General features: G+C 37.3%; 13 protein-coding genes. 2 read left to right on the forward strand and 11 right to left on the reverse strand.

Translation table 11 applies throughout. The annotated features are described in order from the left end of the window. Positions 1 to 318: 318 nt before the first annotated feature. From BKP57_RS01200 to BKP57_RS01250, 11 genes are all read right to left on the reverse strand, one after another. Positions 319 to 2,589: a DNA internalization-related competence protein ComEC/Rec2 gene (locus tag BKP57_RS01200; protein WP_050353125.1), complete on the reverse strand. Its 2,271-nt coding sequence runs from the start codon at positions 2,587 to 2,589 to the stop codon at positions 319 to 321. A 5-nt stretch (positions 2,590 to 2,594) separates the two neighbouring features. After that, on the reverse strand, positions 2,595 to 3,167 hold the full coding sequence (locus BKP57_RS01205) for a ComE operon protein 2 (RefSeq protein WP_050353126.1): 573 nt from the start codon (positions 3,165 to 3,167) through the stop codon (positions 2,595 to 2,597). A gap of 191 nt (positions 3,168 to 3,358) precedes the next feature. Beyond that, positions 3,359 to 3,964 (reverse strand): helix-hairpin-helix domain-containing protein, encoded by a 606-nt coding sequence (locus BKP57_RS01210; protein WP_072740891.1) that lies wholly within the window; start codon positions 3,962 to 3,964, stop codon positions 3,359 to 3,361. Positions 3,965 to 4,097: 133 nt separating this feature from the next. Next, complete coding sequence (locus BKP57_RS01215) at positions 4,098 to 4,847, reverse strand: class I SAM-dependent DNA methyltransferase (protein ID WP_050353127.1); 750 nt, start codon at positions 4,845 to 4,847, stop codon at positions 4,098 to 4,100. A 2-nt stretch (positions 4,848 to 4,849) separates the two neighbouring features. Then, on the reverse strand, positions 4,850 to 5,206 hold the full coding sequence (gene rsfS / locus BKP57_RS01220) for a ribosome silencing factor (RefSeq protein ID WP_050353128.1): 357 nt from the start codon (positions 5,204 to 5,206) through the stop codon (positions 4,850 to 4,852). Then, positions 5,206 to 5,784 (reverse strand): bis(5'-nucleosyl)-tetraphosphatase (symmetrical) YqeK, encoded by a 579-nt coding sequence (yqeK, locus tag BKP57_RS01225; RefSeq protein ID WP_050353129.1) that lies wholly within the window; start codon positions 5,782 to 5,784, stop codon positions 5,206 to 5,208. The genes rsfS and yqeK overlap by 1 nt, the downstream gene beginning before the upstream one ends. Then, on the reverse strand, positions 5,774 to 6,340 hold the full coding sequence (locus BKP57_RS01230) for a nicotinate-nucleotide adenylyltransferase (RefSeq protein ID WP_050353130.1): 567 nt from the start codon (positions 6,338 to 6,340) through the stop codon (positions 5,774 to 5,776). Before BKP57_RS01230 ends, yqeK begins: the two co-directional genes overlap by 11 nt. An 11-nt stretch (positions 6,341 to 6,351) precedes the next feature. Continuing rightward, complete coding sequence (gene yhbY, locus BKP57_RS01235; protein ID WP_050353131.1) at positions 6,352 to 6,642, reverse strand: ribosome assembly RNA-binding protein YhbY; 291 nt, start codon at positions 6,640 to 6,642, stop codon at positions 6,352 to 6,354. A 1-nt stretch (position 6,643) separates the two neighbouring features. After that, positions 6,644 to 7,483, reverse strand: coding sequence for a shikimate dehydrogenase (gene aroE, locus BKP57_RS01240; protein WP_050353132.1), 840 nt, complete (start codon positions 7,481 to 7,483; stop codon positions 6,644 to 6,646). A 12-nt stretch (positions 7,484 to 7,495) separates the two neighbouring features. Continuing rightward, entirely contained in the window at positions 7,496 to 8,602 is a 1,107-nt protein-coding gene (gene yqeH / locus BKP57_RS01245) for a ribosome biogenesis GTPase YqeH (protein ID WP_050353133.1), read from the reverse strand. 3 nt (positions 8,603 to 8,605) lie between these two features. Further along, on the reverse strand, positions 8,606 to 9,124 hold the full coding sequence (locus BKP57_RS01250) for a YqeG family HAD IIIA-type phosphatase (protein ID WP_050353134.1): 519 nt from the start codon (positions 9,122 to 9,124) through the stop codon (positions 8,606 to 8,608). An 832-nt stretch (positions 9,125 to 9,956) separates the two neighbouring features. Here BKP57_RS01250 and BKP57_RS01255 point away from each other — a divergent pair. Continuing rightward, positions 9,957 to 10,103 carry a sporulation histidine kinase inhibitor Sda gene (locus BKP57_RS01255; RefSeq protein ID WP_050353135.1) on the forward strand — a complete coding sequence of 49 codons (147 nt, stop codon included), beginning with the start codon at positions 9,957 to 9,959 and terminating at the stop codon, positions 10,101 to 10,103. A 425-nt stretch (positions 10,104 to 10,528) separates the two neighbouring features. Beyond that, a complete protein-coding gene (locus BKP57_RS01260; protein ID WP_050353136.1) occupies positions 10,529 to 12,844 on the forward strand; it encodes a Na+/H+ antiporter subunit A in 2,316 nt (771 codons plus the stop codon). Positions 12,845 to 12,846: the final 2 nt, after the last annotated feature.

Genomic DNA, 12,846 nt, shown 5'->3' on the forward strand with positions numbered 1-12,846 from the left:
CGTTGCTAAACGGGCACCCCGCGCCTTTGTTCTTGGCGTATCATTGCTCATCATGTAAATGTTATTTTCACCAGAGATATTTTTACCTTTTGCAACCATCCAAAACCAAAAATGGTACAGTTTTACACATCTAATAAAGTATATGTTTTTAAACGCTGTTTCGTTCACGGCAGTTTTACTATATTGTTTGGATAGTTATGGATTTCCAATCCGAACAACACACTGCTTCAAGCATTAAGACATCAGCTGAAATGTTACACGGGGCTTTTAGTAGAAACTCCCATAGCACATATATTACATAATTTGAATATGTCTTTATCATTTTATAATTGTAAATATCCCTGCCTTGTCTTGAAAATGATATTGAACAGCTCCATGTTGATCCGTTCGTAAGATAGTCATCTCTTTGTCTTCTAGTCTTTGTACCACATCATCAGCAGGATGCCCGTACCGATTATCTCTCCCCACAGGTATTAATGCGATTTTAGGTGAAAGCTCTTGCAGGAGAGCTTCATCCGTTGACGTATCACTTCCATGGTGAGCCACTTTCAACACGTCTATGCTCAAGTTTGGATACTTTCTAATCACATCTTTTTCTTCCTCTTTCGTTATGTCGCCTGTAAACAGCCAATTTTTTCCTCCTAAATTTGTATACAGCACCATGGAGTTTTGATTGGAGTCGTGGTTATCTTGTATCGGAGCAAGAATTTGAAACAAATGACCACCAACGTTCATTTCTGAATTCCCCTTTGCTGTGATCAAGTTAACATCCTCCGGAACACGGTTAAATTCAAGCTTTGCGGTATCAAAAAACGGACTAACAATAATAGTATTTACTGCAAACTCTTGAAGTAAATACGGAACACTTCCAATATGATCCATATCTTCATGTGTTAAAATGACCGCATCTAATTGCTGGATTCCGCGCGAAAATAAATACGGCTTTATAACTTGCTCATACATACGCCTTGATGGAGCATAATCTGTAAATGAAAATGTTGCTCCAGCGTCGATAAGGATAACTCCTTTACGATAAGGTAATTCAATTACAAAAGCGTCACCTTGCCCAATATCTAACATGGTAACAGTACCAACTGGAGAAAAATACGGACGTAAGCCATTACCAATTAGCAGGAGTACAATGAGACATCCACAATAAAAAGCATGTCGCAGCTTTTCTTTTTCCCACCATTGCATAAAAAGGATAAACAGGACGTAATACAATAGGACAACAAACCAAGGTAACGGGCCGCTAACTAATGGAAAATGCATATGTTCATCAAACCAATGAACAACTTGCATTGCTACATGATGAATATTCATAAACCAATTATCCAGTAGAGAAACCCATGGCAGAGGGGTAAAGAGAAGTAATAAAAACATGGCTGGAATAAAAAAAGCGGAATAATAAGGCACCATTATTAAATTAACTACAATGGATGCTGGTTGAAATAACGAAAAGTAATAAAATTGGATTGGCAAAATCGCTATTTGTGCAATAAAACTAATGTATAACACTTGAAACAAGCGATTTTTCGTCTGAAAAAGGATTCTTTTGGATAAAAGTAACGCAAACGTTACTGCAAACGAAAGCTGAAAACCAACTTGATACATGATAAATTTATCAGTAGCGAGCAAGAATAAAAATACGAGACTTAAAACATCTGTGACATTCCATTTCCAGCCTGTTTTATGAAGAATGATCAAGATACATGCCATTAAGCTAGCTCGCCACACAGAAGGTTCTCCGCCAGCTAAAACAGCATATATAGGGAGAAAGATAAGAATTGCCCATTCGGTCCATTCCTTGGTGAGTAAATTTAACTTAATAAGTACAAAGTATAATAAACCTGTAATAATACCGACATGCAAACCTGAGATAGCGAGTAAATGACTCATTCCCCACCGTTGAAACAATTCGACTGTTTCTTTGTTTACGGATGAATCATCTCCGAAAACCAGCGCGCGCACCCATGAAGAGGTTTCTTTACTTAACCGTTTATCCGTATAGTCCAAAACAGAATGTCTAATTTGATCGAGGCTTTGCAATATTCCTCGATTCTTTACACATTTCAATAATTGCAAATCGGATAAAACAGCTTCATACTTGATTTCTTTCGTTAAAAGATATCTGCGATAATCAAATTGCCCGGGGTTCGTTGCAGTGTCAGGGGCGCTAATTTCTGTCGTGAATGAACAAGTAGAACCATAGCGTATAGACTCATCGTATTTGCCTTCCTGATCCGGAAAATACGCAACTGCAATTTTTTCATTTATCTGTTCGTCTTGGATAACAAAAGAAAGCCGAGAAGTAGTTTTTTCAACTGGACTGACAATGGGTCCTGAAACAGTTATTGGATGCTTAAGCGGATCCAGCTGGTTGTTGCTAGAAAGATGTGGGAGATAAAAGTAGAAAAAGAGAAGGAATAAAAAGGATAGCACCAATGGAAGGGTAGCTATCCGCTTGATGTAAAATAAATAACTAATCCATATAAGAAACACTCCAAAAAGCAATGTGCTGAATGAGGTTAATATTGCCAGCATACTTGTAAAAGCAGCACATGCGACAAAATGCCAATTACCATTCACACTATTCACCTTTCATCTAATTGAAATAAACGTACCGCTTCTTCTTTTAAATTTATTAATTCATCAGGATCGAGAGGTTTTTGATCCATTCTTTGAACAAGCTCTTTCATAAATCGATGTTTCTCAGCATAGTTGGTATCAACCATAACATAATCAAGTTCGACCTTCTTAGTTTCTACGCCAACTTCAGCAAATAAAGAAATCGCGTACGGATGATTATGATAATCCTCAGCATAATAGACGGTTCGAATACCTGCTTGAATTAATTGCTTACAGCATTGCAAGCAAGGAAAATGAGTCACATAAATATCTGCCCCTTCTGTAGGGACACCGAATTTAGCACACTGTAATAGTGCATTTGCTTCAGCGTGAATCGTACGAACACAGTGACCATCAATTACATAACAACCATCATCGATACAATGCACACTTCCAGAAACACTTCCATTATATCCACCGGCAATAATACGTTTATCTCGTACAATCGTAGCACCGACCATTAATCTAGTACATGTACTACGTAAAGCTAACAAATGACTTTGCGCCATAAAATATTGATCCCATGAAATACGTTCCATTCGTACTCCCCTTTCAAACTCATTTATCTAAGTTTCTTGCTACTTTTAGATGGAGTATGCATTAAGAATAAAAAACTATTCTCTGGAGCATCGCTATTTACACTAATAGTCAAATTAGACTCAACCATATCGAAAAAGCTAAACGATGAAAACATCCCTATTAGAACATAACCAGCCGTATCCAGAGTCACTCAAGGTACTTGAATGTCATCCTCTAGCGCTTCCAATGTTTTTTCGCCAATACCAGAAACATTCAACAAATCTTCCAGTTGTTGGAATAGACCATGTTCTTCTCGATATTGAACGATTGCTTCTGCTTTTGCAGGACCAATACCGTTTAAAGCCTCAATCTCTTCCGCAGTAGCTTGATTGATTTTGACTTTTACCATTCCACCACTTTGTTCATTAACAATCGATGGTCCATTCTCTCCAGCTGCTATTACTTCAATAACCATCTCATCCTGAACTTTTTGCGCCAAATTCACCTGAGATTGATCCGCATTAGTCGTGAACCCGCCTGCTATTTCAATAGCATCAACGACACGTGCTTCTGATTCCATCTCATACACCCCAGGACGTTTCACTTCTCCCTTAATATCAACATATATTGATTGAGTTGCAGAAGTTTCTTCTTCCTGATCAGATGTGGGATCAGTAGGATCTAGCGGCTCATCTTTTACAACCACTTTAGCATTTGTTCCGTGATCATCCTTCTCACTTGTCAATAATAAAACCACAAGAATAGCGATAGGGATCGCAATGATGAACAATATACGTTTAATTTTACTTGTGTACAAGGGATTCAACTCCTTTTTCCGAACCCATATTTTCTTATAACCGGAGCAGTTCTTAGCTTAGAGTCGATTAACTGCTCCCTATATGGTTACTTCCACAAGAAGTGTGAAAACTCCTTTTCGATTAAAAAAAGCATTATCTATCGCCTTTTTCAGCAGAAAAGAAAATCCTGGCTGTGTTTTTAGTTACACTATTGACTTTTATCGAAAAATCCCCGTACATATTTATATTTTGAAAGCCTGCTTGCAGTAATAATTTTTTATAAAAATCAACAGAAAAAGTGCGTTGATGATGAACTTCGTCAAATCGAACGTAATCGCCCACATCATTTTTTGAAAAAAATGTAAGCTCATGGAACATTTCACCTGTATGATCACCAGGCAGACAAAACCATATGTAACTCGCATCTTCTGTAACATCAGCAAAGGTTTCGTGTACATAATGATCCGTTACAAACGGCAATGCATGCACATCAAATAAAAAAACGCCTTTCGAGTTAAGTGCGTCATAAATGTTCTGAAATGTACGAAGCAACTCCTCCTCTGTGGTTATATAATTGATTACATCACAAAAACTAACAGCTGCGTCAAGACCCGTAATACCTTTTAACGCTCTTAAGTCTTGACAAATCCACTGAATAGATCCACTTGTAGCTCTACTTTTGTGTTCGGCGTTAGCTAACATATCCGTGGCATAATCAACGCCAATTACATGGGGATATAATTGAGCCAAACGTAATGTAATCTCACCTGTTCCACAACCTAAGTCTGCAATATATTGAATATTTCTTGTTTGCAAAATTTGTTCTGTATAGTGCAACCACTTATCATATGGTGCGTTTCTCATTAGGCGGTCATAAATATCCGCCAATCGTTCATAGGCCATATTTACTGATCCTGTCCTATTTCAATCGGATAAGTTGCAGCATCTCCCCAAAGGCGTTCTAAATTGTAGTAGCTTCTTTCCTCTTTGTGAAAAACATGACAAACTACATCACCAACATCCACAAGAATCCATCTTGCTTGTTCAAATCCTTCTAATCGATGGACAGGAATATCGTGTTCTTCCATTTTATCCTTAATGCCTCTAGCAATCGCTTGCACTTGTCGCTCATTACTGCCATGACAAATTAAAAAATAATCTGCAACTAAAGAAACTCCATTCATTTCTAGGGCAATAATATTTTCTGCACGTTTATCGTCACATGCATCTGCTGCTAATTGTACTATTTGTTCATTTTTCATTACACACTACCTCCATAACCCAATCTCGTTAAATCATTATACGCATAAAGTGTATCTGGATAGACAGTTGCTTGTTTACCAATTAAAAAACGAATCGTGTTCGCCAAAGCCATCCAACAAGCTTTATGCAAATCATTCTCTGCTATTTTTCTTACTTCATCCACTCCGGGGAATTTCCTCCCAGGTTCAATGTAATCTGCTAAGAAGATAATCATCTCTAACTTGCTCATGTTTGCCTTTCCGGTAGTGTGGTAGCGAATTGCCCCATGAATTTCTTTATCCTTAAGTCCTAGTTCGCTTTCGATTAGGAGTGCACCTACCGGACCATGCCAAAGCTCATGATGGTAATGGAGCAGATCTTTCGGTAATACGGATGAGGTTTTAATCCAACGTGCCAGCTCTTCTTTAGAACGATATTTAGCATAATCATGCAATACACCTGCTAACTCAGCCCTAGAAACATCTTCTCCAAACCGATGAGCTAACTTTTTTGCCGTTTCAGCAACTCGTATGGAGTGAGCATAACGTTCTTTTGTCAGTTGTGGTTTTACTTTTTCCATAGCAAATTCAATGTTCATATAACCGATGCTCCTTCATATATTGATAAACAGGAGCGGGTAACCAATAATGGACAGAAACACCGTTCATACACCGTTCTCGTAACAATGTTGACGAAACTTCAATCAAAGGAATGTCAACGATTAAAATCGAATATCGACTTTCCAATTGATAATTAGAACGTTTGACGCCAACGAATGTCACAAGTTCTGTCAGTTCCTCAATCCGATACCAACGCGGTAAGTATTCCACCATATCTGCACCAATTATAAAATAAAATTCATTATCAGGATGGCGTCTCTTAAGCTCCTCGATGGTATCAATCGTATAAGACTTCCCGCTTCGTTCTATCTCAATCGTATCAACTTTAAAATAAGGATTACTTTTCGTTGCTAGACGAACCATCTTTAACCGCTGTTCTGGACCCGTCTTTGCGTTATCCTTATGAGGTGGGGTATAAGAAGGGATAAACCAAACTTCAGCTAAATCTAAAGCAAGGCGTACTTCTTCAGCAATAATTAAATGACCAATATGAGGCGGGTCAAATGTACCACCTAATATTCCTATTCGTTTCATAAACTCATCCTTTATGGTAGAACGATGTGCTTATTATCTTTGGATTCCTTATAAAGGACAATATTATTCCCTATTATTTGGACAACTTCCGCACCTGTTCCTTCTGCTAATTGCTCCGCAACTACTGTTTTATCCTCTAAACAATTTTGTAAAATGCTCACCTTCAATAGTTCTCGCTTTTCTAGAGCATCTGCGATTTGTTCGTTCATATTTTCGTTAACACCTATTTTCCCTACTTGAAAAATAGGCTTCAATTGGTTTGCCTTTGCTCGTAAAAATCGTTTTTGTTTTCCTGTTAACATGTTATCTTCCTTTCAACATCTGTTCTAATTCTTCAACCATTTGGCCAATATCGGGTTTATGCCCTGTCCATATCTCAAAAGCGTATTGGGCTTGGTAAAGTAACATCGTATGCCCATAATGAACTTGCGCACCACTTTGTTCTGCTAGCTGTAAAAATTTTGTCTTAATGGGCTGATAAATGATATCACTATAAATAGGGATAGGTGAAAAATCAGCCTTTGTAAAAATAGATCGGTTTACATTTGGTTTCATTCCGACAGAAGTTGTCTGGATGACAATATCATAATCACCCAAGCAATTCTCAGCTGTCGCAAAAGAAAGCACTTGTGAATCATGTTCACGATGCTGACAAATCGCCATGGCATGCTCTTTCGTACGATTAGCTAAATCAATTCGCTTAAATCCAGCCTCTTCAAGGGCTGTAAAGATTCCTCTGGCTGCTCCACCTGCACCAAGGATTAGTGCGCTACAACCCGCTTCATGAAATAATGCAGGAAACTTCGACTGTAATGCACGAACATAGCCAATGCCATCTGTATTGTATCCTATCCATTTATTATTTTTATTTACAACTGTATTAACAGCTCCAATCTTAGCAGCACCCGCATCAACTTCATCCAAATAAGGGATAATTTTCTCTTTATAAGGAACCGTTACATTAAAACCATGCAACTCAAGCGATTGGAGTTGTTCCATAATTGTATCAAAAGAACGTTCCGGATTCATTTCATAAATGCGATAACTCCCATCCATACCCGTCGTTTCCATAAATCTTTCATGGATCCATGGCGATAGGGAGTGAGCAATAGGATATCCGATTAAACCAAGACGAAATAGCACTAAATATTCCTCCTAATTGAATGATTGACGAATAGAAACAGCAACACCTTTTGGACGATTTGCAGCTACTGTAGCCCCTTCACCTAAAATACTAACCCATCCTAAACCTGGAAAAACGATGTCATACTTACCTTCTTTGATGCGAAATGTATCTGAGATCATAGGCGGTATTTGATCTATGGACGCTTCAGTCGGTGGTGTTAATAATTCTCCGCAGTGATTTGCAAATAAATCGTCCGCTTTTTCCAGCTTTGTACGATGTATCGGTAATTGATTGGAAAAATAGCAAACAAACGACTGCTTATCACCCTTTATAAAATCCAGCCGCGCTAACCCACCAAAAAACAGGGTTTGTCCATCATTCAGCTGATAAATCCTTGGCTTTATCTCTTTATTTGGTGTGATGAGCTTCAAATCTTCACCACTAATATAGTGTGCCATCTGCTGTTTATTAACAATTCCAGGTGTATCAATTAGAGCTGATCTATCATCTAGGGGGATCTCGATAAAACCAAGTGTCGTACCAGGAAAGTAAGAAGTTGTAATTACTTCACTAAATCCGGTAGATTGTTTAATTAATCGATTGATAAACGTTGACTTTCCGACATTGGTTGTTCCTACAATATAGACATTATCTCCTTGTCTATATTGTTCTATTTTCTCCGAAAGCTCAGCAATGCCATGTCCTTTTGCTGAAGAGATCAAGCAAGCATCTGTTACTTTTATTCCCGCTTGTTTTGCTTGCGACCGTAACCATTGCAATAACTTCCTTGTATTAACAGACTTAGGAAGCAAGTCCATTTTATTTCCAACTAATAAAATAGATTTTTCTCCAACTAATCGTGGCAACCCATGGATTAAACTGCCATCTACATCAAAAATATCCACGATATGGACAACCAAGCCGGACGTGTCTCTAATGGAACTTACCATCTTCAAGAAGTCGTCGTCCGTTATTGATACATCTTGAATTTCGTTATAATGCTTTAAACGAAAGCATCTTTGACATAGAACAACTTCCTTTTGCAGAGAAGAAACAGGTGTGTACCCTGGCTGATCTTTGGCTGTTGTTTGAATACGTACTCCACAGCCCTGACAATCTATAGTTTCCGTTTCCATCGTTTATTTTTCCTCCCAGTTTATTTTTCCTTTTTTTCGCATATAAGCAAGTATGCGCCGTTCAATTTTACGGTTGATCTTGGTTATCTTTTCATCCGTCTCTACGATTGGCACGACCAAAATAGTATAAAATCCTGCCGTATTACCACCAAGCACATCGGTTAAAATTTGGTCACCAATCACAACAATTTCTTCTTTTTTTAAATTCATTTTTTTTGCAGTTGTTTTAAATGCTTTGCTCAGCGGTTTACGTGCACTGAATACAAACGGTGTATCTAATGGTTCTGAAAACACACTTACTCGCTCTCTATTATTGTTTGATATTATGGTTACTTTGATGCCATGCTCCTTCATTGATTTGAACCATTGCACTACTTCCGAAGTAGCTTCCTTTACATCCCAGGCAACCAATGTATTATCCAAATCGGTAATAATACCTTTTATGCCTTTTTCCCTCAATGCCTCAGGATGTATTTCAAATATACTTTTTACGTGCTCGTTTGGCAAAAATCTCTTTAACACACTTCCACCTCATTATTCTTTTGTTCAATAGTATAAAGTGAATCTTCCATCAGCGGGGATTCATTCATCCCCACAGCTTGTTAGTACCGTAATGGTATGACCTAAAGGCCTCTTTATGAAGTAGGGCATTTAGGTGCTGTTATCTCCCACTTAGACTTGTTACTGTAAAAATATCCAAAGGGGAGCTTATATACGGGATAAAAAGATACCTAAAAGCGTAAATCGTACCACATCTCACAATAAGTTGCTTTATACTCCTACATAACCTTTTCCGCTTACACAGTATGGGAAAACGCCTCTTTTGCATGATTCTCCTTTTAACCTGTCAATACAAGAATACAATTATAACCTAATCCTATACCAACTTTCTATATTAATAAAGAAAATTTTATTCATCCCTACGAATCCACGAAATAAGGAAAGCAATTTGGTTAACTCGTTTAAATTTGTCATATTCATCCACTTTTTGTTCCTTTACGAATAAGTCTATTAGTTCAAAGCGAGCAATAAGTTACTATGCTGATTCGACACATTTTAAGTCACCTATCAGCAATTTTCTGCATCAATGATTTTAGTCTAGGAGAACTATGTAGATTTACCTAGTATTATTACATAAATCGTTCGACAAATAGTTTCATTTTTTGCGTTGTGGATAACTTTATTAACATTTTTCGAGTTGATTTAACCGAGTTTATAGCACTTTTATTTCACTTGTACACAAGTTATCTACAGTGCACTGTAGATAACTTGCGCCTTGTCCTACTCCTAGGTTCATGGTAAATTATTAGTAACTTTATTACAGAAGATTTCCACTTTTAGGGGGGCTGTATTTATGGAACATTTGTCCGACGAATTATTACTCGAATCATACATTACAGCAAATGAATTAAATTTAAGCCCTGATTTTCTCTCCTTAATTGAAGAAGAAATTCATAGAAGACAATTGTCACATAAAATAAAAGATACAAAATCAGGTTGATGAATCACCCATTATATTAAATATGAAGAAACTCAAAAACCCTTTACGAATTTATGATATTTAAGGGTTTTTTATTTTTATTGGCCATGTATTGTGTTAAAATATTTCTTGGATAAAGCTTCACATACTTTTGTGTGAAAGCTGGTTGCAGATATAAATTTTCTTTTTGGCTAATACCATTTGTTGACCCTAAGAAGAAGTTGTTTTCCCCGAAGGATATTGTACCACAATGAACCGTTCTCTTAATTCATTGCTATGAAATAATAAATCACGCATAAAAATAACAACAAATGATTATTTATCCTACCATGGACGGGACATCTACATCAACAGTCGTAGGTGCTTTAAATCCTGTCTAGATTCACGTAATAAAAAACATTATAATAGTAAACCGTTTCAGTTGGTGAAGGAGGAATTCCAATCAAATGATATTCGCAGTACTCATTCCACTGCTTATTGCATGTTTTATTCCTGCATTAAGTAAATTGAAAGAAAAACTACATACAGGGATCTTTGTTTTTTTTATACCTTTTTTGATTTTTCTATACTTCGTTTCTTTTATTGGTAACGATTTTACGCCAATTAGGGAACAATATAGTTGGATCCCATCCTTAGGAATTAACTTTGACTTGTACTTGGATGGTTTAAGTTTGTTATTTGTGTTGTTAATTAGCGGAATTGGTTCATTGGTAGTACTCTACTCCATCTATTATCTTAGCAAATCGGAGCGTCTTGGACATTTTTATGTTTATTTGCTCATGTTTATGAGCGCGATGCTTGGTGTGGTGCTATCGGATAATATTTTTGTACTATATACTTTTTGGGAATTAACATCCATATCTTCATTCTTATTAATAGGTTATTGGCATTTTAAAGAGCGCTCACGCTATGGCGCTTTAAAATCAATGCTCATTACTGTATTTGGCGGACTTAGCATGTTAGGTGGCTTTATCTTATTATATGTAGTCACAGGTACAACGAGCATACAACAAATGATTGGTCAAGTAGATCTTATCTTAAACAGCACTTATTTACCTCTCATATTAGGCTTTATTTTACTAGGTGCGTTTACAAAATCTGCTCAATTTCCATTTCATATTTGGTTACCGGACGCAATGGAAGCTCCAACACCTGTCAGTGCCTACCTGCATTCTGCTACGATGGTAAAGGCTGGACTCTTCCTTGTAGCACGCTTTTCGCCAATTTTTTCAGGATATGAAGGTTTCTTTATCGTCGTAAGCGTGTTTGGTATTGTAACATTATGTTGGGGAGCTTATATGTCAGTAAGACAAACAGACTTAAAGGCTATTTTAGCTTTTTCTACCATTAGTCAGCTTGGGATGATTATGGCAATGCTAGGCTTCGGCACAAAAGCCGCTGTCTTTGCAGCTGTCTTTCACATTTTAAACCATGCTACTTTCAAGGGTAGCTTGTTCATGGTAGCTGGTATCGTCGATCACGAGACAGGTACACGAGACATTCGTAAGCTTGGTGGACTAGCTACATTAATGCCAATTACTGCTACATTGGCCATTTTCGGAACCTTTTCCATGGCTGGAGTTCCATTTCCATTTCTTAATGGCTACTACAGTAAAGAACTGTTTTTCGGTTCAACACTAGGGTTAGGCTCTGACTTTTGGAGTCAAGCAATCCCATATTTAGCTGTACTCGGAAGTATTTTTACATTTGTTTATTCCATGTACCTATTTTTCGGTACTTTTACTGGCAAGAAACAGTTCGATCAACTGCCGAAAAAACCACATGAAGCCCCGATTGGAATGCTCATATCTCCAATGATTTTAGTGGTTGGAGTCGTTATTTTTGGGCTGTTCCCAAATATCGTCAACGCCTCCTTTTTACAACATGCAGCTACTGCGATTAACAGTACTGTAGTGTATAAAGAAATTACTTTCTGGCATGGGTTTATTACACCATTCAAAATGTCTTTAGCGGTCGTTGGATTTGGAACAGTATTGTTTTTAACGCGAAAAAAATGGCAGCCAGTTTATCAAGTCTTGCCTGGTAAGGTAAGCTTTAATCATGTTTACGATGCGATCGTAAATAAAATTGGCAATGTCGCAAATCGAATTACAAACTACTACATGACTGGTTCGTTAAAAACATATATGTCTTTAATTCTTGGAACAACGCTTATTGTTTCATTGCTATTTATGTACCTAACAAACGGATTTGCATTTAATACAGACCAACTTGCTGAGGTTTCATTTATAGAAGTTGCAGTGGTTCTCATTATGATTGTTGCAGCAATTGCTACTATTTACATGAACCATAATGTGGCAGCCATTTTAGTAGTTGGGGTTGTTGGTTTCGGAGTAGCTATTCTATTCGTTATCTACCGTGCTCCAGACATTGCTTTAACTCAATTGGTTATTGAAACAATCACTGTCGCACTTTTCTTACTCTGTTTTTACCATTTACCCAAATTGCGTAAATCGACGGATTCAGCTAAAACCAAAATCATGAACGCTACCATCTCTATTGGATTCGGTGCTTTAGTTACTTTGGTAGCAATCTCGGCACATAGTAGTAGGTGGTTTGAATCGATAGCGGATTATTTTGTAGAAAATTCAAAAAAACTGGGTGGCGGAGACAATATCGTTAACGTTATTTTAGTTGATTTCCGTGGCTTAGATACATTGTTCGAAATCTCTGTTTTAGGTATTGCAGCTTTAGCCATTGTTGGCCTCATTAAATACAGAAAGAATAAGGAGGCAGAGTAAAC

This window comes from Virgibacillus sp. 6R (genome assembly GCF_001895305.1).
Taxonomy (GTDB): domain Bacteria; phylum Bacillota; class Bacilli; order Bacillales; family Amphibacillaceae; genus Virgibacillus; species Virgibacillus pantothenticus.